Raw genomic sequence first — 23,122 nt, forward strand, 5'->3', positions numbered from 1 at the left:
CTTTTCATACCCCGGGTATGCCCCGGTTAAGCCCCGGTTACAGCCCGCTCAGGCGGTCTCGGCCGTGGAGCGGGAAACCGACTGCACCAGGCGCAATTGCCTGTCCTCAGGAATTTCATTGTGTGCGAGCACATGCAGCCCCGGGACCGCCTGGCGCGCGAAGCGGGCCAGCATGCCGCGCAACTCCGCCGGCACCAGCAGTACCGCGGGCTCACCGCGCGCCTCCTGCTCCCGGGTCGCGGCCCGCAGCGATTCCTGGATGCGCTCCGCGAGACCGGGCTCCAGCGCCGGCGCATCCTGCTGCGACAGCTGCAGGAGCAGCTGTTCCAGGTCCGGCGCGAGCGTGACCACCGGGAGCTCTTCGGCCATGCCGATGAGCTCCTGGACGATCTGGCGCCCCAGCGCCACGCGGACGCCGCTCACCAGGGTGTCAATATCCTGACTGCGCGCCCCGTGCTCGGCGAGGGCCTCGCAGATGCCGCGGAAATTGCGCACCGGTACCTTTTCCGCCAGCAGCTGCTGCAGCACCCGGACGATGACCGCGAGCGGCAGGGTCTTCGGCGTGAGGTCCTCGACCAGCTTCGGCGCCGTCTTCGCGAGCTGGTCGAGCAGGTTCTGCACTTCCTGGTGGCCGAGGAGTTCGTGGGCGTGCTTCTTGAGCAGCTGGCTCAGGTGCGTGGCGATCACGGTGGCCGAATCCGCGACCGTGTAGCCCATGGTCTGCGCGTGCTCCCGGGACGCCGGATCGATCCATACCGCCGGCATGCCGAAGGCCGGATCGGTGGCCTCGATACCCTGCACCGGGGCGCTGACATTGCCGGGATTGATGGCCAGTTCGCGGTCGGGGCGCACCTCCCCCTGGGCGCAGGGGACCCCGAATACGGAGACGCGGTACTGGTTGGGCGCGAGCTCCAGGTTGTCGCGGATGTGCACCGCCGGGATAAGGAAGCCGAGGGACTGCGAGAGCTTCTTGCGCACCCCCTTGATGCGGGGCATGAGCTCACCGCCCTGGTCGCGGTCGACCAGCGGCACGAGCCGGTAACCGACCTCCAGGCCCACGGGGTCCACCTGCGCGATGTCCTCCCAGTCGAGCTCCCGCGGCGCTTCCCGGGGAACCTCCGGCTCCCGCTGCTCCGCCTCCCGGGCCTGTTCCAGGACCTCTTCCCGGCGCTTGTGCATCAGCCAGGCCGCGGCCCCCGCCACCGCGGCGAGCAGCAGGAAGGCCACGTTGGGCATCCCCGGGATCAGCCCCATCATCAGCAGCAGCAGGGCGGTGAAGATCAGCACCTTCGGCGGCCCGAAGACCTGCTGCAGGAGCTGCTGGCCCATGTCCTGGGAGCGCGACATGCGGGTCACGATGATGGCCACGGAGGTGGACAAAAGCAGGGCCGGGATCTGGGCCACCAGGCCGTCGCCGACCGTGAGCAGGGCGTAACGCTCGACCGCCGTGCCGAAGGCCATGCCGTGCTGCAGCGTGCCGATGAGCAGGCCGCCGACGATGTTGATGAGCAGGATGATGATCCCTGCTACCGCGTCGCCGCGCACGAACTTGCTGGAACCGTCCATCGCGCCGTAGAAATCAGCCTCCTGGCGGATCTCCTCGCGCCTGGCCCGCGCCTCCTGCTGGTCAATGAGGCCGGCATTGACGTCCGCGTCGATCGCCATCTGCTTGCCCGGCATGGCATCGAGGGTGAACCGCGCGGTGACCTCGGAAACCCGCGTGGCGCCCTTCGTGACCACGACGAAATTGATAATGACCAGGATCGCGAACACCACCAGGCCCACGGCGTAGTTGCCGCCGATCACGAAGTCCCCGAAGGCCTGGATGACCTTGCCCGCGGCATCCGGCCCGATGTGTCCGTTGAGCAGCACCACGCGCGTCGAGGCGATGTTCAGCGCCAGCCGCAGCAGCGTGCCGAGCAGGAGCACCGTGGGAAACACGCCGAACTCCAGCGGCTTGAGGATGTAGATCACGGCGAGGATCACCGCGATCGACAGGGTGATGTTGAAGGTGAACAGGATGTCCAGCACCGGTGCGGGCAGCGGCAGCACCACCATGGCCAGCACGAGCAGCACGAGGAGCGGGCCGCCCACCCCGACGAGGCTGGAGCGCTGGAAGAACGCCGGCAATTTGACACTTTCAAGCAAGAACGGGCACCGTCAGCGGGCTTTCCGCTAGTTCAGCAAGAATTGCGCCAACCAGTCAGGGGCCGTCTTCCTCGCTGTTGCCGACGTCCGGGTTCGGGGGCGGCGGTGGCGGCGCATCGACCGGCCGCGTGCGCACCTGGTGTACCCAGGCCAGGACCTCGGCGACGGCCACGTAGAGCTGCGGCGGGATGGCCTGGCCGAGATCGACGCTGCGGTACAGGGCCCGGGCAAGCGGCGGCGCTTCCAGCAGGGGCACGCCGGCGTCCTCCGCCACCCGGCGGATCGCCAGGGCGACCAGCTCGGACCCCTTCGCCACCACCACCGGCGCCACCATCTTCTGCGCATCGAAACGCAGGGCGACGGCGAAGTGCACCGGGTTGGTAATGACGATATCGGCATCCGGTACCGCCTCCATCATGCGGCGGTTGGCCAGTTCCTGCTGCAGGCTGCGGATACGCCCCTTGACCTCGGGGCGGCCCTCCGTCTGCTTGAGCTCCTCGCGCACTTCCTGGCGGGTCATGCGCAGCTGCTTGTAGTGGGTCACCAGCTGGAAGGGGACGTCCACGGCCGCGATCACGACCAGGGCGGCACTGGTCACCAGCAGCGCCAGGCCGGCCAGCCACACGGCATCGGCGATGGCCGGTACCACAGGCAGCCGGGACAGGGCCAGGAAGCGGTCGGCGATCAGCCAGAGAAAGAACGCGGCGGCAGCGGCGACCACCAGGAACTTGCCCATGGCCTTCAACAGTTCCATCAGGCCCTGGCTGCCGAAGACCCGCTTCAGGCCCTTGAGCGGGTCCATGCGGTCGAGCTTCGGCGCCATCGCCTGCCAGCTGAACACCCAGCCCCCGAGCAGCGCCGGGGCGGCGAGGGCCGCCACCAGGAGCGCGAAGAGGAGCGGCCCCAGGAGCACGAAACTGTCCACGGTGAGGTCCACGAGCCGGCGCAGCATGAAGCCGTCGTCGTAGAGCGAGGCCCGCTCGATCCGGAAGCCACCGGCCAGCAGCGCCCGGAAGCGGTCCGCGAACCAGCCGCCGAACACCAGCAGCGAGCCGGAGCCGACCAGCATCACGAGGGTCATGGTCAGCTCCCGGGATCGCGGTACCTGGCCCTTCTCGCGGCTCTCCTGGAGCCGCTTGGGGGTAGGCTGTTCCGTGCGTTCCTGGTTGTCGTCGCGCTCTTCGGCCATCAGCTCACCAGCAGCAGCAGGCGGTCAGCGGCGAGCATCGCCTGCTCGAGGAGGAACAGCAGCGAGCCCTGCAGCGTGGGCATGGTCGCGAACATGACCAGGAAACCGACCAGCATGGTCAGCGGCAGGCCGATGGCGAACAGGTTGAGCGTCGGCGCCGCCCGGCTGATCACGCCGATGGACAGGTTCACGATGAGGATCGCCGTCGCCGCCGGCAGCGCGATCTTCAGCGCGCCGAGAAAGAGCGCGCTGCCTCGGGAGGCCACCAGCCAGAAGGCGTCCGCGTTCAGGGCGCCGGCACCGATCGGCAGAACCCGGAAGCTGTCGGCGAGGAGCTGGACCAGCATCAGGTGGCCGTCGAAGGACAGGAACAGGAGCATGGCGAGGAGCAGGTGGAGCTGGCTCAGGACCGGCACCTGGACGCCGTTCTGGCTGTCCAGGAAGACGGCGAAGCCGAGACCCATGCTCATGGACACCGTCTGGATGCCGATGACGATGGCATCGAAGACGAGCTGCAGCACGAAGCCCAGGGCGACACCGATCAGCACCTGCTCAAGCGCCAGCACGATACCGGCCAGCGAGAAGGGTTCCACGGCAGGCGCCGCGGGCAGCAGCGGGAACAGCACCAGGGCACTGGCAAAGGCGAGGGCGACGCGGATGCGTGCCGGGATGTAGCGGGCGCCGAAGACCGGCGCGACCATGAACATCCCGGCGATACGGAACAGCGCCCAGGCAAACTGCCCGAGCCACTCGAGCAGCGCGCCCTCGTCCAGCGCGAAGGGGGTCATGGCAGCCCGATCAGCTCCGGTATGCTCTTGATCAGCTCCCGGGAGAAGGACACCAGCAGGTCCAGCATCCAGGAGCCGGTCAGCATCAGGGCGATGGCCAGTACGATCAGCTTGGGAATGAAGCTCAGGGTCATCTCGTTGATCGAGGTCGCCGCCTGGAACATGCCGATGAGCAGGCCGGCCGCGAGCGCGGAGAGGAGCAGCGGGCCGACGAGCAGCGCGATCAGCCAGAGCGCCTGGCGCCCGATCTCCACCACCAGGTCGGGGGACATGTCAGGGCACTCCCGTGTAGAAGCTGGACGCCAGCGTCCCCATGACCAGGCTCCAGCCGTCGATTAGCACGAACAGCATGAGCTTGAAGGGGAGCGAGACGATCATCGGCGACAGCATGATCATGCCCATGGACATGAGCACGCTGGCGACCGCGAGGTCGATGATCACGAAGGGGATGAACATGAGGAAACCGATCTGGAAGGCGGTCTTCAGCTCGCTGGTGAGAAAGGCGGGAATGAGCACCGTGAGCGGAACGTCCTCCGGCGCCGCGAACCCCTCGTCGTAGCCGCCCAGGGAGGCGAACATCGACAGGTCGCTCTCGCGCACCTGGTGGCGCATGAAGCGGTGCAGCGGCGCCGCCCCGCTGGCCAGCGCCTCCTGCAGCGTGACCTCCTCCTCGAGGTAGGGCGCGGCCGCCACCTCGTAGACCTCCCGCGCGACCGGCATCATCACGAACAGGGTAAGGAACAGGGCCAGGCCGATGAGCACCTGGTTCGAGGGCGTGGTGCCCGTGCCCAGGGCCTGGCGCAGGATCGCCAGGACCACGATGATGCGGGTGAAGGAGGTGAACATGAGCAGGATCGACGGCAGCAGCGTGAGCACCGTCATCAGGGCCAGCACCTGCAGCGTCAGGCTCCAGGTCTGGCTGCCATCCTCCGCCGGCGTGACTTTCAGCAGCTCCAGTTCACCTACACCCTGTGCGACAGCGGGCAGGGGCAGCAGGAGCAGGAGCAGAGGGAAAAGCAGCCGGGAAGCCATGGGGTCTCAGCCCTGCCCGCGGCGGGCGGCGTCCAGGCGCGCGCTGAAGGCCTCGCCGGCCGGGGCGCCGTCGCCGTCCAGGCGGGTAATGGACCCCGGCACCACGCCGAGCAGCAGCCGCCTGCCGTCGACCTCCACCAGCAGCAGGCGCTCGCGGGTGCCGAGGGGGAGCTGCGAAATCACCTGGATCGGCCCCGAGCCCGCCGCCCCGAGGCCGCGCAGGCCCGAGACCCGCTTCGCGGCCCAGGCCAGCGCAAAAACCAGCGCGACGACGACCCCGAGGCCCAGGAGCATCCGCCCCAGATTGCCCGCGGAGGCGACGCCGGGCACCTCGGCGGCCAGGGCCGGCAGGGCCAGCCAGGCGAGGGGCAGGAACTGCAGCGGGCGGACCTTCATTGCAGCTTCTTGATCCGTTCCGAGGGGCTGATGACGTCCGTGAGCCGGATACCGAACTTCTCGTTCACCACCACCACCTCGCCGTGGGCGACCAGGGTCCCGTTGACGAACACGTCCAGCGGTTCCCCGGCGACCCGGTCCAGTTCGACCACGGAACCCTGGTTGAGCTGCAGCAGGTTGCGGATACTGATCGCCGTGCGGCCCACCTCCATGGACAGGGTCACCGGCACGTCCACGATCAGGTCCAGGTTGACATCGCCCTCGGCGGGTTCCGCGCCCTTTTCCAGGTTGTCGAACTGGGCCTTCTCCGGCGCTTCGTCCGCGCCGCCGCCTGCCTGGTCTTCGTTGTCAGCTGTCACGTCACTCTCCCGCTCACTGGTTGTTGCCGCGCTTCAGCGGCCTGGCGATGCTGACCGCGTACTTGTTCCTCGACAGGCCCACCTCCCCTTCGAAGCAGGGCACCCCCTCGACGAGGACCGTCGCGTAATCCGGTATGTCCACGGCTATCACGTCGCCGGGTCTCATGCGGACCAGCTCCCGGAGCGGGAGCTTCTTCCGGCACAGCACGACGCTGAGATCCATCGGCGCATCGCGGATCTCCTCGCGCAGCGCGTGCATCCAGCGCTCGTCCTTCTCCATGCGGTCCGAGGCCATGCCCGAATCAAGCGCCTCGCGGATCGGCTCGATCGCCGCGTAGGGGATGGTGAAATGGACCTGGCCCGTCGCGCCCTCGATCTCGACGTCGAAGCGGCTGATCACGACGATCTCCGAGGGGCTGACGATGTTGGCGAACTGGGGGTTGATCTCCATGCTGTGGAAGTTGAAGTCGATGTCCATGACCGGCTTCCAGGCTTCCTTGAGATCGCCGAAGATCAGGCCGCGCAGGCGCTCGATAATGCGCGTTTCCACCGGCGTGAACTCCCGGCCCTCGATACGCGTGTAATAGCTGCCGTCACCGCCGAAATAGCTGTCCACCACCGCGAAGATCAGCCGCGCGTCGAGGACCAGCAGGCTGGTGCCGCGCAGCGGCGGCACGGACATGACGTTGAGGCTCGTGGGCAGCGGCAGCGTGCGCATGTAGTCCTGGAACTTGATCATCTCGACGCCGGCGACGGAGACCTCCGCGGAGCGGCGCAGCATGTTGAAGAGCCCGAGGCGCAGGTAGCGCGCGAAGCGCTCGTTGATCATCTCCAGCGTGGGCAGGCGCCCGCGGACGATGCGGTCCTGGCTGGAGAGGTCGAAGGACTGCACCTCCCCCTCGACGGCGGTGCCCGCGCCACTTTCCACCTCGCCGGAATCGACGCCGTAGAGGAGCGCGTCGATCTCGTCCTGGGAGAGGACGTCTTCCTGGCTCATGAGTCCGGCGCCCCCGGCCTACTGCATCACCAGGGAGGTGAAGTAGAGCTCTTCCACCTCCGTCGGCTCGCCCAGGTCCTCCAGCACCGACTGCACCTCGGCCAGCGCCGCGAGGCGCAGCGCCTCCTTGCCCTCGGCCGCGCTGATGGACTCCGGCGTCTCCGCGGAGAACAGCAGCAGCAGGTTGTTGCGCAGCCGGGGCCGGTGTTCCTTCACCGCGTCGATCACAGCCTGGTCCCGCGCCATGAGCTCGACGGTGAGCTGCAGGAAGCGCCGCGTATCATTGGACAGGTTGACGATGAAGGGGTCCTCCAGGGAGTAGTAGATTGGCGGTTCCTTGGGTTCCTCTTCCTCCTCCTCCACCTCCCCGGCCTCCTCGCCTTCAGCCTGCTGCTGAGCGGCGATGTCCGCCTTGAGGAGGAAGTAAACGCCGGCGCCGACGCCACCGGCACTGATCAGGCTGACCAGCAGGCTGACCAGCAGGAGCTTGCCGAGGCCGGGCGAGCTTTGCTGCGCCCCCCCGGAACCGTCTGCCCCGTCGTTGAAATCGTCGTCGACTGCCATAACCAGGGTTCCTTGAAGCTGTGTATAGGGCCCGATGGACGCTACTGCCTGCACCCGGTCATTGCAATAGGCGTGCCAGCACATCGGCGCCCTGACAGCCAGGAAAGGCCGGGCGATTCCTGGCCGCGGGGCGGCACCGGGGACGAGTGGCGTCGATTTCTTGACTATTCAGCCGGCGCGCTGCAGCCCCGGTGACGGAACGCTGGCGCGCGGTGCGCCGGCGGGGAAAGGCGCCCTCAGGCGTAGAGGTCGAGCAGCCCCGAGCGCGCGGAGACGCCCTGCCGGGGCTCATCGGCCCGCAGCGGGCCGTCGTCCTCCGCGGACTCTGCCGGGGTACCGGCAAAGCGCTCTCCCTCGCCCTCCGCGGCCGGCCCCTCGTGGCCGGAATGCGAAACGGACGCGTCGGTCAGGGTCATGCCGTGCTCGGCCAGGGCGTCGCGCAAGCGCGGCATGACCGCCTCCAGGGCCTCGCGGACCTGCGGCTGCTGCGCGCCCAGGTGCAGCCGGGCTTCACCGCCCTCCAGGTCGAGGCGGATATCCACCCGGCCGAGGTGGGCGGGCTCCAGCTGCAGCCGCGCCTGGTGAACCCCTTCCCGGCTCATCCAGGCCACCTGCTCCAGTGTCTGGGAAGCGGCGGCATTCAGCTCCCGCGGAGGCAGGGGGACGCCCTGGGGAAGGCGGCCGGGGGGTGTCTCGGCAAGCCGCTCGGCGCCACCGGCCTGCAGCAGGGCCGTGAGCGCGCTGCCGCTGCCGCCCTCGGCGGAAGCCGGCTGCCCCGACAGCGCCGCACTGCGCAGCGCCTCGAGGACCGGCGGCGGCATCGCGCCGGCTGCCGGTGACGGCGACGCCGCCCCGGCGGGCGCACCGGCGCCCATCGCCGCGGACGGCAGCGTCTCCGGCAGGGCCCTGGGGCCCTCCTGGAGCAGCGACGCCGCCCCGGGCGCACCGCCTTCGGCAAGGGCCGGGGCGAGGGCCGGGGCACCCGCGGCGCCGGCGCCCGCCGGTGATCGGCCGGGCGCGGGCAGCAGACGATCGAGCGCTTCAGCGGCCGCCGGCAACGGCGCCGGCGCCTGTCCCGGCAGGGCGAAGCTATCGGTGTCGAGGTCGGCGATAAGCGCCAGGAGTCCGGCGCTCACCGCCTCGGGCGCGCCCCAGGCGGATTCCCCCGCCTCACCTGCTGCCGGCATCTGCCAGCCACCGACGGCGGGCGGCTCCGCCGCCGGGAGCAGTGCGCCACCGGCCGCTGGCCGGCCGCCGGGGGGCTGAGCCGCCACGAGGCCGAGCAGCGCGGCAAAGGCCGTTGCCGGCGCGGACGCGCCCGCCGGCGTGCCGGTGCCACCCGGGCTGGCCGGGGCACTGACCTGGGCAGCGACCGGAAGCGCGGCCGGGGACGCTGTCACCCCTGTTTCTCCAGGAAACGGTAGCGAGCCAGTTCATCCAGCTCCCGCTGCTCCACGCGGTCCTGCACCTTGCGCTCGACGGCCACCGTCCGCTCCGCGGCCTGCTCCACCGCGCGCACCTGGCTGCGCGCCTGGTACCAGACGGCCATCTGCTGTTCGAAGGCATCGCGGGCCTGCTCCGCGTGCCGCTCCTGCTGCTCGAGGGCGGCCCGAAGCTGGCTGAGGAAGGCCGTGTAGTTCTGCAGCTTCGCGGAGCTGGTGCCGGCGCGGCGGATCTGGTCGAGTTCCGCGTGGTAGGCGTCGAGATAGGCGCGCAGTTCCTCGAGGCGCTGCTCGGCCCCGTCCATGGCCGAGCGCAGCTCGACCAGCTTGCGCGAGGCGAGGTCGCGATCCCCGGCGAAGTGTTCCGCGACGCGTTTCAGACGATCCGAGCGCTTCATGCCCAAGTTTCAACTCCCGTTGTGTCGGCCTGTGGTCAACGGAGGCCACACGCCTGGCGCGGCCTTCCCGGGTGGGCTCTGCAATTCACGTGCCATTGTCCTCCTCTTCGCCGCCGCGGGCAACGAGACCGTGCAGGGCGCCGAAGCTGGCGTCGAGACTCATCGGCTCCGCGCTGCCCTGGCGGAGGAAATCGATCATCAGCGGCCGCATGGCGATGGCCTCGTCGATGCGCGGGTCCGAGCCCTTGCGGTAGGCGCCGACGGCGATCAGGTCCTGGTTTTGCCGGTAGGCGGCAAAAATCTGCCGGAAGCGCTGCACGGCGGCCTGGTGCTGCCCGGAGGTGATGTCGGGCATCACCCGGCTGATGGAGGCCTCCACGTCGATGGCGGGGTAGATGCCCTCTTCGGCCAGGCTGCGGGAGAGCACGATATGGCCGTCGAGGATCGCGCGGGCCGAATCCGCGACCGGGTCGTTGCTGTCGTCGCCCTCGACCAGCACCGTGTAGAAGGCCGTGATGGAGCCGCCGCCGGCCACGCCGGTACCCGCGCGCTCCACCAGCGCCGGCAGGCTCGCGAAGACCGATGGCGGGTAGCCCTTGGTCGCCGGCGGCTCCCCCACCGCCAGCGCGATCTCCCGCTTGGCCTGGGCGAAGCGGGTGAGCGAATCCATGAGCAGGAGCACTTCCAGGCCCTGGTCGCGGAAGTACTCGGCGATCGCCGTCGCCAGCCAGGCGCCGCGCATGCGCATCAGGGGCGCCTGGTCCGCCGGTGTGGCGACGACCACGGCCCGGCGCAGGCCCTCGGTCCCGAGGATGTTCTCGATGAAGTCGCGGACTTCCCGGCCGCGCTCGCCGATCAGCGCCACCACCACCACGTCGGCGGTGGTGAAGCGGGTCATCATCCCCAGCAGCGTCGACTTGCCGACGCCGGAACCGGCAAACAGGCCGAGGCGCTGGCCGCGACCGACGGTGAGCAGGGAATTGATGGTGCGTACGCCCACGTCCAGCGGTTCGCTGATCGGGTGGCGGTCCAGCGGGTTGATGAGCGGCCCGCGGAGCGGGGCGCGCGATTCCGTCAACAGCGGGCTCTCGGCATCCAGCGGGATGCCGGCCCCGTTGATCACCCGGCCCAGCAGGCTGTCGCCGACCGGCGCATCGAGCGCCATGCCGGCCGGCACGACCCGCGCGCGCGGCGACAGGCCGCGGATTTCCTCGACCGGCATGAGGAACAGGCTCTCCTCCGCGAAGCCCACGACCTCCGCTTCCAGCCGGGGGCCGTCGTCGGGAATAACCCAGCAGCGCTCACCGAGGGCCGCCTCGACGCCCACGGCCTCGAGGGTGAGGCCGACCACCCGCCGCAGCCGCCCGGTGGCCCACAGGGTCGGCCCAGGCACCGCCTTCTCCCGGCACTGGCGCAGGTTCGCCGCCCAGCGCGCGCTGCGGGCGGCATTCACGGCGGCGGCGCCTCCCCGTCGGCGGGCGCATCGGCCTCGCGTTCGCCGCCGAGCACGCGGGACGCCACGGCGCGGATGCGCGCCTCCAGGGAGGCGTCCACGGTGGTGTGCGGCGTGAGCACCTCGCAGCCGCCATGCGCGATGACCGGGTCCTCGACAATTTCCCAGTGGGCGTGGCCGCTGGGCTGGGACAGGGCCTCGCGCACCAGCTGCGCGTCGTCGGGGTTGAGGACCACACGGATATCGCGGCTGCTGGCCGGCAGCTCCGCGAGGGCCTCGCGCACGGCGGCGATGACGTGGGCCGGGTTGGTCGCAAGCTCCCGGCGAAGGATCTGCCGGGCGACCGCCAGGGCGAGGTGGGTGAGTTCCTCCTCCACTTCGTCGTCGATGTCCGCGAGCGGACGGGCCATGGCGTCGAGCAGTTTCTCCAGCCGACCGGCGGCGCGCTCCAGTTCCTCCCGGCCCGCGGCGCGCCCCGCCTCCAGGCCCCGGGCGTAGGCCTCGTCCCAGGCCCGCTTCTGCAGCGCCTCGAGCTCGGCAGCGCTTTGCGGGGGCGGCGCCTCAGCCCGGCGGGGGCCGCCGCTGCGCGCCGGCGCGGCGCCGGCCACGTCCTGCAGCTGCCAGCGCTCCAGGGCCGGCAGGTGCTCGCGCAGCAGGAGGTCAGACATACTCGTCGCCCTTGCCGCCAAGCTCGATCTGGCCCTGGTCGGCGAGGTTGCGCACGGTCACCAGGATCTCCTTCTGGGCGGCTTCCACCTCCGCCACCTTGACCGGGCCCTTGGCCTCGAGGTCTTCCTCGAGCATCTCCGCGGCGCGGCGGGACATGTTTTTCAGCAGCTTCTCCTTGATGGCCTGGTCGGCACCCTTGAGGGCGACAATGAGCTGCTCCGACTGCACCTCCCGGAGGATGGTCTGGATGCTGCGGTCATCGATGTCGATGAGGTTCTCGAAGACGAACATCTCGTCCTGGATGCGCTGGCCGAGGCTCTCATCCGTCTCCTTGACCGAGTCCAGCACGCCCTGCTCGGTCACGCCGTCGACGAGGTTCAGGATTTCCGCCGCCGTACGCACGCCGCCCACGCTCGAGGACTTCACGTTCTCGCTGCCCGAGGACTGGCGCTGGATGACGTCGTCCAGCTCGCTCAGGGCCGACGGCGGAATCCCGTCCAGGGTGGCGATGCGCATGATCACGTCGGGACGCGCGCGCTCGGGAAGAAAGCCGAGGACCTCCGCGGCCTGGTCGCTGTCGAGGTAGGACAGCACAATGGCGATGATCTGCGGGTGCTCCTGGCGGATCATCTCCGCCACGCTGCGTGGATCCATCCACTTGAGGGACTCGAGGCCCTTGCTGTCCCGCCCGAGGAGGATCCGGTCGATCATGTTCGAGGCCTTGTCGCCGAGGGCCTCCTGCATGACCTTGCGCACGTAGTCATCCGCGTCCACGCCGAGGGAGGTCTTTTCGTCCACGGTGGCGATGAACTCGTCGAGCACCCGCGACACCTGCTCGCGCTTGACACCGGTGAGCGAGGCCATGGAATTGCCGACCTTCTGAACCTCCCGGGCGCCCATGTGCTTGAGCACCGCAGAGGCCTCCTGCTCACCGAGCGACATGAGCAGGATGGCCGCCCGGTCCACCCCGGACAGCTTCTCCCCCGCGCCTTCCGTTTCCTCGCTCACTGTCCTTCGCCCTCGTTGACCCAGTCATTGACGACCTGGGCGACCCGCTTCGGGTCCTGCCTGACGATGTCCCTGGCGTTCGACACGCGCTGCTCAAACTCCTGCGCCGGGCCGCGCGCCGCTTGCGCCGGGCCGCCACCGCCCGCACCGGGCGGCGCCGCATCCGCGCCGCCCGGTGCGGCGGCGGGCAGGCCCTCGTAGGCCGGCGGCAGCATCTGTGTGCGCGGCGCCGGGACCGTGAGCAGCTGGCGCAGCGTCGGCCGGACGATCATCAACAGCAGTATTATAAGCACCACGAGGGCGGCGAGCACTCGCAGCGCGCCGAGCAGGTCGAAGCGGTCCAGGAATGACGGCTCGGGGATGTCCCGGTCGTCGAGGTCTTCCCGGGCCAGGAAGTTCGTGCCCACCACGCTCACGGCGTCGCCGCGGGCCTCCTCGAAGCCGACCGCCTTGCGCACCAGCTCCGTGAAGCGCTCCAGTTCCTCGGCCGTGTAGGGCACCGGCTCCACCTCGCCGTCCTCGTTGGCCAGGGTGCGCTGGTTGAGCACCACCGCGACATTGAGCCGCCGGATGGCACCCACCGGGGCCTGCACGTAGCGGACCGTGCGGCTGATCTCGTAGTTGCGCAGGGCTTTGGTGGCCAGCGGCTCCGGCTCCGGCTCCGCGGGCGCTTCGCCGCCCGGCGCGGGCGCCGCGGGCGCCGCGGGCTCGGCGGCAGGCGGTTCGTTGGAGAGCGCGCCGGGCACGCCGAGGCCGTCGCCCAGGCCGGTAGCGGGCTGTTCGCTGAGCTGCTCGCTGCGCACGACCTGGCTTTCCGGGTCGTAGAGTTCCTGGGTCTCTTCGCGGATTTCCGGGTTCAGGCTGACCGCCACCTGGGCCTGGACGTTGTCGGGGCCGACGATCGGTGCCAGCAGCTCCTCCACCCGGCGGGTGAGGCGCTGCTCGATACGCTCGGCCTGCTCGTCGATGCTGTTCGCGCCGTTCGCTTCCTCGGCTTCCGGATCCCGGGTCAGGAGGCTGCCGTTCTGGTCCACCACCGTGACCTGGCCGCGCTCCATGTCGGGCACGGACGAGGCAATCAGGTTGACGATGCTCTCCACCTGGCCCGGCTCGAGACGGCGCCCTGGGTAGAGATTGACCAGAACCGACGCCCCGGCAGGCGAGCGGTCACGAACGAAGACCGTCTGCCGCGGCACCGCCAGGTGCACCCGCGCCCCCGCCACGGCGCTGATGCTGGCGATGGTCCGCTGCAGTTCCACTTCCAGGGCCCGCTTGAAGCGCGCATTCTCCACGAACTGGCTGTCGGAGATGCCGTTACTCTCGTTGAGCATCTCGAAACCCACGCCGCCACTGTTCGGCAGGTCCTGGGACGCCAGCTGGAGCCGCGCCGCATGAACCTGGTCGGCGGGGACGAGGACGGCGCCGCCGCCGGGCTCGTAGCGGTTGGGCACCCCCGAGGATTCCAGCACCTGGACAATCTCGAGGGCGTCGCGATCGGTCAGGTTGCTGAACAGTACCCGGTAGCTGTCCTCCCGGGACCAGAGCACGACCCACACGCCGACGGCCACGGCGGCCGCAAGGCCGAGCAGCAGCAACAGCTGGCGCAGGCCAGGCACCTGGTCCAGGAGGCTCTGGCGGGGACCCGCCGTCGTCAATTCCTGCGCCGCCATCGCCTCAGCCCCTCCCGCTCACGGTCATCATATCGGCATGTTCTGGATTTCGCGGTACGCGTCTACCAGGCGGTTGCGCACCTGTACCAGGGCCTCGAAGGACACCCGGGCCTTCTGCCCGGCGATCATGACGCTGGCGAGGTCGGCATCGGGGTCGCCGCGCTCGAAGGCCGCCTTGAGTTCGGCGGAGGCCTGCTGGCTCGCGTTCACCTGCTCGATGGAGTGGCTGAGGAGGCTGGCGAACTGCCCCTCGTCCGCGGGCGCCGTCTCCCGGGCGCCGGCCGCCGCCTCCGCCTTGAGTTGGCGCATCTGCGTCAGCACCTGCTGAATGGCCATGTCCTTCATGCTTGTACTCCTCTGGAATCACCCGACCGCCGGCGCGTCAGCGCTCGGCGGCGGCACGGGCCACGCCCTGGTCACCGGGAATCGGCACGCCGCTCTTGCGCAGGCGCGACAGCTTGTAGCGCAGCGTGCGCGGACTGATCCCCAGGCGCTCGGCGGCGCGGCCGCGGTGGCCCGCCTCCTGCTCCAGGACAGCGATGATCTCGTCGGACTCCCGGTCCTCGAGGGCCGCCTGCAGGGTCGCGCCGCGGCCGGGCGCCGGCGGGGCCGCGGGCACCTCCGCGGCCTGTTCGAAGTAGAGGTCCTCCGCCTGCAGCTCGTCGTCGCCCGCCGCCAGCACCAGCGCGCGCTGGATGACGTTCTCCAGCTCGCGCACGTTCCCGGGCCAGTGATAGGCCTCGAGCCGGCGCAGCGCCGGCGCGGCGAGCGCGGGAGGACGGCCGCGGGCGTGGCGGGCCAGGGCACGCCGCGCCAGGGGCTCGATGTCGCCGGGCCGCGCCCGCAGCGGCGGCAGGTGCAGCGGAAAGACGTTGAGCCGGTAGTAAAGGTCCTCGCGGAAACGGCCCGCCGCGACCTCGGCGCCCAGGTCGCGGTTGGTGGTCGCCACCACGCGCACATCCAGCACCGTGGCCCGGTTGCTGCCGAGGCGCTCGACCTCGCGCTCCTGCAGGACGCGCAGCAGTTTCGCCTGCAGCGCCAGGTCCATCTCGGAGATCTCGTCCAGCAGCAGCGTTCCCCCGTGGGCGCACTCGAACTTCCCGGCCCGGGCGCGGGCCGCCCCGGTGAAGGCGCCCTTCTCGTGGCCGAAGAGTTCCGCTTCCAGCATCTGCTCGGGGATCGCGGCGCAGTTGACGGCGACGAAGGGCCCCCCGGCGCGCTCGGAATGGCCGTGGATGAAGCGTGCGAACACCTCCTTGCCGCTGCCGCTGGGGCCGGACAAGAGCACGCTGATATCCGCCGCCGCGACCTTGCGCGCGAGGCCGACCAGCTCCAGCGACTGCGGGTCCTCCGCCACGAGGTCGACAGAGCCCGCGGCAAGCTCGCGGAAACGCCCCACCAGCTCACGCAGCGCCCGGGCCTCTACCGGCTTGACCAGGTAGTCCATGGCGCCCTGGCGGATCGCCTCCACGGCCTGCGGTACGCTGCCGAAAGCGGTCATCAGCGCCACCGGCGTCTCCCGGTGTCGCTCGCGCACGCGGGCAAGCAGCTCGAGGCCGCCCATGGGCGCCATCTGGATGTCCGAGAGCACCAGGCCAAAGGGTTCCTCGTCGAGGGCGCGCAGCGCCTCGCGCCCGTCGCTGACGGCCCGTACCGGCTGTCCACCCAGGAGCAGGGTGTCCTTCAGCGCCTCGCGGAGATCGTCGTCGTCTTCCACCAGCAGTACGCGAAAGTCACTCACGGCGCGCCCTCCGCCAGGGCCAGGGGGGCGACCGCGTCGCCGCGGCCCGGCGCCAGGGGCAGCGCCAGGACGAAGCGCGCACCACCGCCCGGCCGCGCAACCAGGCGCAGCGTTCCCCCGTGCGCCTCGGCCACGGAGCGGGCCAGGGGCAGCCCCAGGCCGGTACCCCCGCTGCGGTCGGAGAAAAAGGGTTCGAAGATCCGCTCCCGGAGCTCGTCGCTGACCCCGGGGCCGTCATCGTCCACGAGGATCTCGACACAGCCGCCCGCGGCCCTGCGCGCGGACAGCTCGACCAGGGTGCCGGGGCCGCCGACCTGCCAGGCGTTCTCCACGAGATTGCAGAGGGCACCGGCCAGCGCCTGGCGGTCACCGCACAGCGAGCCGTCGAAGCCGCCATCGCCGCCGATGCGCAGCGCACCGCCCTCGCGAACCCCGGCGTCGAGGGTCTGCCGGACGTCGTCGAAGAGTGCGGCCAGGGACAGGTCGCGGGGCCGGCGTCGGCTGCCGCGGACAAAGCCGAGCATGTCGCGGGTCAACCGGTCGAGATCCCGCAGGCGCGCCAGCAGCTTGGCGCCAAAAGCCTGACGCTGGCCGGGCTCCAGTTCCGCCTCAGTCAAATGATTGGCGTACAGCAGGGCGGTGGACAGCGGCGTGCGCAGCTGGTGCGCCACCCGGGCGGCCATCTCGCCCATGGTGGCGAGGCGGCGGTTCTGCTCCAGGGCGGCCTGCAGCTGCCGCTGCTCGGTGACATCCGTGAGCAGGATGATCGTCTCCCGGCGGCCCGGGAGGTAGCGCCGCGACGTGGTCAGCTGGCTGCCGTCCTCGGCCTCCAGCTCCCGGCCACCATCCACCGGGCGCAGCCGGCCCGCGGCCAGCAGTTCCGGCCAGGTCCGTCCCGTGAGCTCGAGGCCGAACCAGCTGCGGGCCACGGCGTTGCCGGCCGTAACGCGACCCGCGCTGTCATGGACGACGACGCCGCCCGGCAGGGAATCCAGCAGTGCCGAGAGCCGGTCCGCGAGGTGCTGTTTCTCCTCCCGCTGGCGCTCTTTCTCCTGCCGGGAACGGGCGAGCTCCGCCTCGAGGCCTGCGACCCGGTCCGCCAGCCCGAAATAGGCGGAGGACAGCTCCTCCGAGAGCCGGTTGAAGGCGCGGTAGGGGTTCTCGGGCGACTCGTGCCTGTCGTCCATCGGACCGGTTTCTCCTGCTGCCACAGTGCGTGCAAGCAGGGGACTGCAATAAGCGTACCAAGCTACGCCGGCGGCGATGGGCGGCTCAGGCCGGGTCCAGCTCGATACCGTACTTCTTGATCTTCTCGACCAGCGTCGTGCGGCGCAGGCCGAGCAGCGCGGCGCTGTGCGCGACCACCCCCCCGGAGCGCTCGAGGGCCTGCCGGATGAGGGACACCTCCACATCGGCGAGGTACTGCTTCAGGTCCACCCCCTCGGCCGGCAGCGCCGCATCGGCGCCAGCGGCTGCCGGCGCCGCTTCCGCACTGCCGGCCACCGCCTCGACACTGCCCAGGGCGCAGCCCGCGCGGTAGCGCTCCGGCAGGTCCTGCAGCTGCACCTGGCGCCCGGGCTGCATGATACCCATGCGCTCCACCAGGTTGGCGAGTTCACGGACGTTGCCCGGCCAGTCGTAGCCCTGCAGGGCGGCCAGGGCGGGCGGGGTGAACTCGACCGGCTCGGGCAGCAATGACTGGAAATGGCGGACCAGCAGCGGCACATCCTCCTGCCGCTCACGCAGCGCGGGCATGTGGATCGGGAACACGTTGAGGCGGTAGTAGAGATCTTCGCGGAACAGGCCCTCGCCGATCCGCTCCTCGATATCCCGGTGGGTCGCGGCGATGACCCGGACATCGGCCGTGAGCGTCTGGCTGCCGCCGACCCGCTCGAAGCTGCGCTCCTGCAACACCCGCAGCAGCTTGACCTGCATCGCCAGCGGCATGTCGCCGATCTCGTCGAGGAAGAGCGTGCCGCCATCGGCGAGCTCGAAGCGCCCGCGGCGGCGAGTCAGCGCGCCGGTGAAGGCGCCCTTTTCATGGCCGAAGAGCTCACTCTCGAGCAGCTCATCGGGGATGGCGCCGCAGTTCACGGGCACGAAGGGCTTGCCGGCACGCGCGGACAGCTCGTGAATCCCCTGGGCGACCAGTTCCTTGCCGCTGCCGGACTGGCCGAGGATCAGCACGGAGGCGCTGTCGGAAGCGGCGACGCGGTCCATGAGGGAGCGGACGCCGGCCATCGCGCCGGAATCGCCGATCAGGCGGACGGGAGCGGAAGGCCTGTTGCTTTCCTGGACGGACTCGCGCTGTGCCGACACGTTCGGACCACCCCCTCGCGGGACCTTTCAAACCTCAGGCCGCGGGGCGGTCCTGCTCGCATGGCTCCGCCGCCGACGGGCAGAAGCCGCTGGAATAGTTTCCAGTACCGGCATTATAAAGAGATGTGCGCGGCTTTTAAAAGCCCCTGCAAAAATCAGGGCTTTTTGCCGGCCGCCGCGCGTCCCGCCGGCACGGTTCAGCCGCCGTGACCCTCGGCCACGGCGGCATAGGCCCGCGCACCGCGCAGGGAGCGGCGGGACGAGCCGAGCTCGCGTTCCATGCTGCCGCGCAGTTCCGACAGCGCCGCCATCAGGGCGCGATCCTCGCGCAGGATCCCCTGCAGCCAGCGGGCAAGCGCCTCACCGTCGATGGCCTGCGCCGGGTCGTCGAGCAGCTCCCGCAGCTGCCGGTGCCGCTCCGCGGCCAGGCGGACCGCCGCCTCGAGATCCGCTTCCTCGACCTGTTCCAGGATCATGCGGCCGAGAAGGACAATCTCGTCCATGCGGCTGCGGGTGCTGCTACTCATGCAGATTCCGGCGGCCGCGGCGGGTTGCCGCCGTTGCCCGCGGGGGCGTCGACCTCCGCGCCGATCGCCCGCCAGGCCTCGGCGAGCCCCGCGAGCAGCTCGTGGACCTCCGCCATGATCGCCGGGTCCGAGCGCAGGTTGGCCTCGGTCAGCCGGCGCATCATGTAGTCGTAGAGGTCGGCCAGGTTGGCCGCGATGGAGCCGTCGCCGGCCTCCCGGTCGAGGCTGTCCTGGAGGTTGTCGAGGATGAGGATGACCCGGCCGATGCACTCGCCCTTGGCGGCGACCTCGCCGCGCTCGGCGTGGCCCATGGCGCGGGCGAGCCGCTCCAGGGCGCTGTCGAAGAGCATGCTGATCAGCTGGTGCGGGCTGGCGTACTCGGCGCCCGCGGCCTTGCTGCTACGGTAGGCGTTCACCATGTCATTCATGCGGGACGATCCTTTGACTGGGGTATCACTTGCGGCCGGGGGCCATCAGTTGTTGCCACCGGCGGGACCGGGCAGGTTGGACAGCTGCTGCTGCAGGAAGTCGCCGGTCTGGGAAAGCTGCGCCACCAGCCCGTCGAGGGCCGCGAACTGCGACACGAAGCGCGCCTCGACGCGCTCGATGCGGCGGTCCAGGGCCTCGCGCTGCTCACCGATGCCGTCCAGGCGCGAGCGCAGGCCCTCCTCGCGGTTCGCCACCAGGCTGTTGGAGGCGAGGACGTCGCCGAGGTAGGCGCCCAGTGCCGTGGCGATCCCGTCCTCGCCGGCCAGCACCGTATCCAGTACCTCCGGCCGCTCGTCCAGCGCCCGGCTGAGCTGGGCCTCGTCGAGCTCCAGGAGACCGGCCTCATTGGTGGTGATGCCAAGCCCCGGCAGGTTGCCGAAGGGGTCCGCCGCGGCGCCGACCTGCGAGCCGGTGATCTGCCGGATACGGTCCTCGATGCCGCGCAGCGTGGCATCGCCGAGGAGCACGCCGGCCTCGCCGGTATCGGCGTTGTAGGAGGCCACCCGGTTGGTGGCCGAGGTGAAGCCGTTCAGCCGGTCGACAAGACCGCTGACCTTGTCGATCATGGCCGAGCGGTCCTCGGCGATGGTCACGGTCTCGACGTTCCCCGGGTCGGCCTCGACCAGGTCCAGGGTCAGGCCCTCGATGACCCCGTCCACGCGGTTGCTGGCGCTGGAGAAGCTGAAGCTGTCCACCTTGACCACCGCATCGGCGGCGGCCGTGAGCTCGGTCAGCGTGGTCAGTGCCGCGAGGCCACCGTCACCGCCGGCGGCGGCGACGGACACCGTATTCGCGGCGCCGGTGTCGCGGGCCGTCAATACCAGGCGGCTGCCGGCGTCCTCGTTAAGGATGGTGGCACTGACGCCGGTGTTGTCCGGTGAGCGGTTGATGGCGTCGCGGATGTCCGCCAGGCTGCCGGCGCCGTCCGCGAGCGTGACACTGAAGCTGTCCCCGCCCACGCCGAGGGTCAGGGTGCCCGTGCCGACCTGGCTGCCGGCCGCGGCGAAGGGATCGGTCGCCACCTTGTTGGCGGTGGCCAGGGACACCACCTCGACGCTGTAGCTGCCCGGGGCGACACCGGCGGCGGCGCTCGCGGTGAACCGCTCCGGGTTGCTGCTGGTCGCCGTGCGCACCCCGAGCCCGGCGTCGCCGGCCAGCCCCTGGCTGGCGTCGCGCAGGGCCGAGAGCGCGCCCTTGATGCTGCCGAGGGCGGACAGCTCCGCCTGGAACCGCGCCTCGTTGCGCGCCAGCCGCGTTTCCACCGGCTGCCGCTCGGCGGCGACCAGCCGCTGGACCAGCCCGTCGAGGTCCAGCCCCGAGCCGGCGCCCAGTGATCTTATCTCTGCCATGAGGCCGGTGCCTCCCCTGTGCGTTGCCTGCGACTGTTCATGCCCGTTGTCTCACCGTTGAGCCGGGGGCGCAACGGCAACGCGCCGGCGCCCGCTCTCGACGGAGACCCGGCAAAAAACACTGCAAAGCCTGTGCCAGGCATCAGGCGAGCTGCGAGACGAGAACGCCGGCGCCGTCGCCGAGCTTGTCGGCCAGCGCCAGGGCCTCTTCCGGCGGGATCGTGCGCAGCACGTCGCCGGTCTCCGCCTGGCGCACCAGGATCACCACCCGGTCGCCCTCACCGTCGACGCGGAATTCCAGCTCGCGGGCGTTCTCCCGCACGAAGTCGTTCAGGCGCTGGCTGAGTTCCTCCAGCATCTCGCGCATGTCCGCGCCGACGTCTGTGCCGCCCTCCGCGGGCTGTGCCGGTGCCGCCGGCGGCACCGCGGGCTGTGCCGGCGCGGGGCCCTGCATGCTGGCGGCGCCGTCCGCGGGCGCGGCGTCGGCCGCGCCGGTGGCGCGTGCCGGTGCCGGGCGGAGCATCCCCTGGCCTGCCGTAATGCTGTTATCGATCACGCAAGAACCTCCCGTTCCCACGCAAGCGGGGGCCTGACGCGTACGCCAGGCCCCCGCCCACTCCCGCTGTTGTCATCCCTGCCGTTAGTTGAGCAGGGCCAGCACGTTCTGCGGCTGGGCATTGGCCTGGGACAGCACCGAGATACCCGCCTGCTGCAGGATCTGCGCGCGTGTCAGCGCCGCCGTCTCTGCCGCGAAGTCCGCGTCCTGGATCCGGCTGCGCGATGCACTCAGATTCTCCTGGGTGCCGCTCAGGTTGGCGATCGTGGACTCGAAGCGGTTCTGGATGGCACCGAAGGTGCTGCGCAGGTCGCTGGCAGAGGTGAGCGCTGCGTCGATGCGCTGGATCGCGTCGTTGGCGCCGGCCGCGGTGAGCACGTCCACGTCATTGAGGCTGCCCGAGGTGGCGAAGTCGGTGCCGGTAAACACCGTGGTCGCCTCGGCGCCGCCCACCGTGATGGCCTCGCCGGAGGTGATGCTGAGGACATTCGTGTCCTCGTCCAGGGAGGCCGTGCCGTTGCTGCCCAGGGCGGTGTTCACGGCATCGACGAGGGACTGCTGCGTCGAGTAGGTACCGGCGGCAACCGAAACCGCGTCGTTGTCACCGAACTGGATCGTCAACTCATCGGCGGCCAGCGTCAGGCTAGTGGCCGTCACGGCCTCGGAGCCATCGGTGGTCGTGATCGACTCGGAATCGGACGCGTTCTGCACCGCGGTAATGTTGGCAAAGCCCGCGGCGGCGTCAAAGCCGTCATCAGCGGAGACGCTCTGGGTCACGTCGAAGTTGACGCCGTCGGCCCGCGAGAAGGACAGCGTGCCATTGGTGATCGCGTCGGCCAGGGATGCCTCGCCGCCGAAATCGATGGTAAAGCCGCTCTGGGTATCACCATCGTTGGCGGTGCCGCCGAAGGCCGTGTCGATGGCGCCAGCAACCGCTGCGGCATCGAGAGGATCCGTATCGGCGATCGACGCCGTCGCCGTCAGCGTGTTCGTACCGTCATCAAGGGTGAGGACGAAATCAGTAGCAGCGCCGCCGCCTACCACTTCATTCGCGCCGGTAAAGGCACCAAGGGCGCCCGAGGTCGCCGGTACCGCGTCGGAGGCTTCGACGATGACCGTGCTCAGATCGACCGAGGTCGCCGTCGCCGTGGCACCGACGTCGGCGGTGCGCACGCTGGTCTGCAGGTTCAGGTCGATGGTCTCGCCGACGTTGGCGCCGACCTGGAACAGGGCGCTGCCGAAGCTGCCGTCGAGGACGTTGCGGCCGTTAAAGGAGGTCTGGCTGCCGATCCGGTCGATCTCCTGCAGGCGCTGCTGCACTTCCTGGTCCAGGGTGGCGCGGTCCGTGTCGGAGTTGGTGGCGTTGACCGACTGCACGGCCAGCTCGCGGATCCGCTGCAGGTTGGAGGACAGCTCGCCCAGGGCGCCCTCGGCGGTCTGCGCCAGGGAGATGCCGTCGTTGGCGTTGCGGATGGCCTGGTTGAGGCCGCGGATCTGCGTGGTGAAGCGCTCGGAGATGGCGAGGCCCGCCGCGTCGTCCTTGGCGCTGTTGATGCGCAGGCCGGAGGAGAGGCGCTCGAGAGAGGTAGCCAGGGCACCGCCGGACTGGTTGAGGTTGCGCTGAGCGGTCAGCGACAGAATATTCGAGTTGATCACCTGTGCCATGTTGGATTCCTCCTCAGGAATGTCCCTTTCTGTTTGCACTGACCTGATGGCCGGTCCCGCTGGCGCCCGTCATCGCGGGCTTGCCGGAAGAACCTGTTTCACTGGTCTTCACAGGGGTTAGCGGAAGGGGCGGCAAAAACTTTAGGAAAAACTTTGCCGGGTTTGCCGGGGCGGCAAAAGTGTGCGCCAGCTCACGCTACAGCCCGCTCGCTGGCGTTGAACCCGGTAAAGTCGCAAGGACTGCGCCGGCAGCGGCCCGGCAAACCGGGGGGGATCGCGCAATGCCGGGGCGGGGGGGGGGGGGGGGGGGGGGGGGGTGTGCTCTCTTCCCGCAAGGTGGGGGGAGATAGGGGTGACTCTTCC

24 protein-coding genes are annotated in these 23,122 nt (G+C 70.2%); all 24 read right to left on the reverse strand.

What is annotated here, in order from left to right; genetic code table 11:
- Positions 1-48: 48 nt before the first annotated feature.
- The 24 genes from flhA to ACX93N_RS03180 all read right to left on the reverse strand — a co-directional run bounded on the left by flhA (position 49) and on the right by ACX93N_RS03180 (position 22,759).
- Complete coding sequence (gene flhA, locus ACX93N_RS03065) at positions 49-2,148, reverse strand: flagellar biosynthesis protein FlhA (RefSeq protein ID WP_459426918.1); 2,100 nt, start codon at positions 2,146-2,148, stop codon at positions 49-51.
- A gap of 55 nt (positions 2,149-2,203) precedes the next feature.
- Entirely contained in the window at positions 2,204-3,337 is a 1,134-nt protein-coding gene (gene flhB, locus ACX93N_RS03070) for a flagellar biosynthesis protein FlhB (RefSeq protein ID WP_459426919.1), read from the reverse strand.
- Positions 3,337-4,125, reverse strand: a complete 789-nt coding sequence (gene fliR / locus ACX93N_RS03075; RefSeq protein WP_459426920.1) for a flagellar biosynthetic protein FliR — start codon at positions 4,123-4,125, stop codon at positions 3,337-3,339. Before fliR ends, flhB begins: the two co-directional genes overlap by 1 nt.
- Positions 4,122-4,397 carry a flagellar biosynthesis protein FliQ gene (gene fliQ, locus ACX93N_RS03080; RefSeq protein WP_459426921.1) on the reverse strand — a complete coding sequence of 92 codons (276 nt, stop codon included), beginning with the start codon at positions 4,395-4,397 and terminating at the stop codon, positions 4,122-4,124. The genes fliR and fliQ overlap by 4 nt, the downstream gene beginning before the upstream one ends.
- Before the next feature lies 1 nt (position 4,398).
- The gene (gene fliP, locus ACX93N_RS03085; protein WP_459426922.1) at positions 4,399-5,157 is read right to left on the reverse strand and encodes a flagellar type III secretion system pore protein FliP; all 759 of its coding nucleotides are present in this window, start codon (positions 5,155-5,157) and stop codon (positions 4,399-4,401) included.
- Positions 5,158-5,163: 6 nt separating this feature from the next.
- Positions 5,164-5,553 carry a flagellar biosynthetic protein FliO gene (gene fliO, locus ACX93N_RS03090; RefSeq protein WP_459426923.1) on the reverse strand — a complete coding sequence of 130 codons (390 nt, stop codon included), beginning with the start codon at positions 5,551-5,553 and terminating at the stop codon, positions 5,164-5,166.
- Positions 5,550-5,912 (reverse strand): flagellar motor switch protein FliN, encoded by a 363-nt coding sequence (fliN, locus tag ACX93N_RS03095; protein WP_459426924.1) that lies wholly within the window; start codon positions 5,910-5,912, stop codon positions 5,550-5,552. Before fliN ends, fliO begins: the two co-directional genes overlap by 4 nt.
- Positions 5,913-5,925: 13 nt before the next feature.
- A complete protein-coding gene (gene fliM, locus ACX93N_RS03100) occupies positions 5,926-6,909 on the reverse strand; it encodes a flagellar motor switch protein FliM (protein ID WP_459426925.1) in 984 nt (327 codons plus the stop codon).
- An 18-nt stretch (positions 6,910-6,927) separates the two neighbouring features.
- Positions 6,928-7,473, reverse strand: coding sequence for a flagellar basal body-associated FliL family protein (locus ACX93N_RS03105; protein ID WP_459426926.1), 546 nt, complete (start codon positions 7,471-7,473; stop codon positions 6,928-6,930).
- Positions 7,474-7,709: 236 nt separating this feature from the next.
- Positions 7,710-8,873, reverse strand: a complete 1,164-nt coding sequence (locus tag ACX93N_RS03110; RefSeq protein ID WP_459426927.1) for a flagellar hook-length control protein FliK — start codon at positions 8,871-8,873, stop codon at positions 7,710-7,712.
- Entirely contained in the window at positions 8,870-9,313 is a 444-nt protein-coding gene (gene fliJ / locus ACX93N_RS03115) for a flagellar export protein FliJ (RefSeq protein ID WP_459426928.1), read from the reverse strand. Before fliJ ends, ACX93N_RS03110 begins: the two co-directional genes overlap by 4 nt.
- An 85-nt stretch (positions 9,314-9,398) precedes the next feature.
- Positions 9,399-10,730 (reverse strand): flagellar protein export ATPase FliI, encoded by a 1,332-nt coding sequence (gene fliI, locus ACX93N_RS03120; protein ID WP_459426943.1) that lies wholly within the window; start codon positions 10,728-10,730, stop codon positions 9,399-9,401.
- A gap of 32 nt (positions 10,731-10,762) precedes the next feature.
- Positions 10,763-11,434, reverse strand: coding sequence for a flagellar assembly protein FliH (locus tag ACX93N_RS03125; protein WP_459426929.1), 672 nt, complete (start codon positions 11,432-11,434; stop codon positions 10,763-10,765).
- A complete protein-coding gene (gene fliG, locus ACX93N_RS03130; RefSeq protein WP_459426930.1) occupies positions 11,427-12,443 on the reverse strand; it encodes a flagellar motor switch protein FliG in 1,017 nt (338 codons plus the stop codon). Before fliG ends, ACX93N_RS03125 begins: the two co-directional genes overlap by 8 nt.
- Positions 12,440-14,113 carry a flagellar basal-body MS-ring/collar protein FliF gene (fliF, locus tag ACX93N_RS03135; protein ID WP_459426931.1) on the reverse strand — a complete coding sequence of 558 codons (1,674 nt, stop codon included), beginning with the start codon at positions 14,111-14,113 and terminating at the stop codon, positions 12,440-12,442. The genes fliG and fliF overlap by 4 nt, the downstream gene beginning before the upstream one ends.
- A gap of 27 nt (positions 14,114-14,140) precedes the next feature.
- Positions 14,141-14,458 (reverse strand): flagellar hook-basal body complex protein FliE, encoded by a 318-nt coding sequence (gene fliE, locus ACX93N_RS03140; protein WP_459426932.1) that lies wholly within the window; start codon positions 14,456-14,458, stop codon positions 14,141-14,143.
- 37 nt (positions 14,459-14,495) lie between these two features.
- Positions 14,496-15,854 (reverse strand): sigma-54-dependent transcriptional regulator, encoded by a 1,359-nt coding sequence (locus ACX93N_RS03145; RefSeq protein WP_459426933.1) that lies wholly within the window; start codon positions 15,852-15,854, stop codon positions 14,496-14,498.
- Positions 15,851-17,041 carry a sensor histidine kinase gene (locus tag ACX93N_RS03150; protein ID WP_459426934.1) on the reverse strand — a complete coding sequence of 397 codons (1,191 nt, stop codon included), beginning with the start codon at positions 17,039-17,041 and terminating at the stop codon, positions 15,851-15,853. Before ACX93N_RS03150 ends, ACX93N_RS03145 begins: the two co-directional genes overlap by 4 nt.
- 85 nt (positions 17,042-17,126) lie before the next feature.
- Positions 17,127-18,173 (reverse strand): sigma-54 interaction domain-containing protein, encoded by a 1,047-nt coding sequence (locus ACX93N_RS03155; RefSeq protein ID WP_459426935.1) that lies wholly within the window; start codon positions 18,171-18,173, stop codon positions 17,127-17,129.
- Positions 18,174-18,370: 197 nt separating this feature from the next.
- Positions 18,371-18,700 carry a flagellar protein FliT gene (locus ACX93N_RS03160; protein ID WP_459426936.1) on the reverse strand — a complete coding sequence of 110 codons (330 nt, stop codon included), beginning with the start codon at positions 18,698-18,700 and terminating at the stop codon, positions 18,371-18,373.
- Positions 18,697-19,128 carry a flagellar export chaperone FliS gene (gene fliS / locus ACX93N_RS03165; protein ID WP_459426937.1) on the reverse strand — a complete coding sequence of 144 codons (432 nt, stop codon included), beginning with the start codon at positions 19,126-19,128 and terminating at the stop codon, positions 18,697-18,699. The genes ACX93N_RS03160 and fliS overlap by 4 nt, the downstream gene beginning before the upstream one ends.
- A gap of 45 nt (positions 19,129-19,173) precedes the next feature.
- A complete protein-coding gene (fliD, locus tag ACX93N_RS03170; RefSeq protein WP_459426938.1) occupies positions 19,174-20,538 on the reverse strand; it encodes a flagellar filament capping protein FliD in 1,365 nt (454 codons plus the stop codon).
- A 142-nt stretch (positions 20,539-20,680) separates the two neighbouring features.
- Positions 20,681-21,094, reverse strand: coding sequence for a flagellar protein FlaG (locus ACX93N_RS03175; protein ID WP_459426939.1), 414 nt, complete (start codon positions 21,092-21,094; stop codon positions 20,681-20,683).
- Positions 21,095-21,178: 84 nt separating this feature from the next.
- Positions 21,179-22,759 (reverse strand): flagellin N-terminal helical domain-containing protein, encoded by a 1,581-nt coding sequence (locus ACX93N_RS03180; RefSeq protein WP_459426940.1) that lies wholly within the window; start codon positions 22,757-22,759, stop codon positions 21,179-21,181.
- Positions 22,760-23,122 lie beyond the last annotated feature (363 nt).

The sequence above is a fragment of the Pseudohaliea sp. genome (genome assembly GCF_054552115.1).

Bases quoted from the DNA above. Each gene is read 5' to 3' on its own strand.
- fliM (WP_459426925.1), bottom strand. From the start codon at position 6,909: ATGAGCCAGGAAGACGTCCTCTCCCAGGACGAGATCGACGCGCTCCTC.
- ACX93N_RS03160 (WP_459426936.1), bottom strand. From the start codon at position 18,700: ATGAGTAGCAGCACCCGCAGCCGCATGGACGAGATTGTCCTTCTCGGC.
- ACX93N_RS03125 (WP_459426929.1), bottom strand. From the start codon at position 11,434: ATGTCTGACCTCCTGCTGCGCGAGCACCTGCCGGCCCTGGAGCGCTGG.
- ACX93N_RS03105 (WP_459426926.1), bottom strand. From the start codon at position 7,473: ATGGCAGTCGACGACGATTTCAACGACGGGGCAGACGGTTCCGGGGGG.
- ACX93N_RS03150 (WP_459426934.1), bottom strand. From the start codon at position 17,041: ATGGACGACAGGCACGAGTCGCCCGAGAACCCCTACCGCGCCTTCAAC.
- ACX93N_RS03180 (WP_459426940.1), bottom strand. From the start codon at position 22,759: ATGGCACAGGTGATCAACTCGAATATTCTGTCGCTGACCGCTCAGCGC.
- fliP (WP_459426922.1), bottom strand. From the start codon at position 5,157: ATGGCTTCCCGGCTGCTTTTCCCTCTGCTCCTGCTCCTGCTGCCCCTG.
- fliF (WP_459426931.1), bottom strand. From the start codon at position 14,113: ATGGCGGCGCAGGAATTGACGACGGCGGGTCCCCGCCAGAGCCTCCTG.
- fliO (WP_459426923.1), bottom strand. From the start codon at position 5,553: ATGAAGGTCCGCCCGCTGCAGTTCCTGCCCCTCGCCTGGCTGGCCCTG.
- fliS (WP_459426937.1), bottom strand. From the start codon at position 19,128: ATGAATGACATGGTGAACGCCTACCGTAGCAGCAAGGCCGCGGGCGCC.
- fliQ (WP_459426921.1), bottom strand. From the start codon at position 4,397: ATGTCCCCCGACCTGGTGGTGGAGATCGGGCGCCAGGCGCTCTGGCTG.
- fliR (WP_459426920.1), bottom strand. From the start codon at position 4,125: ATGACCCCCTTCGCGCTGGACGAGGGCGCGCTGCTCGAGTGGCTCGGG.
- fliE (WP_459426932.1), bottom strand. From the start codon at position 14,458: ATGAAGGACATGGCCATTCAGCAGGTGCTGACGCAGATGCGCCAACTC.
- fliD (WP_459426938.1), bottom strand. From the start codon at position 20,538: ATGGCAGAGATAAGATCACTGGGCGCCGGCTCGGGGCTGGACCTCGAC.
- flhB (WP_459426919.1), bottom strand. From the start codon at position 3,337: ATGGCCGAAGAGCGCGACGACAACCAGGAACGCACGGAACAGCCTACC.
- fliJ (WP_459426928.1), bottom strand. From the start codon at position 9,313: ATGAAGCGCTCGGATCGTCTGAAACGCGTCGCGGAACACTTCGCCGGG.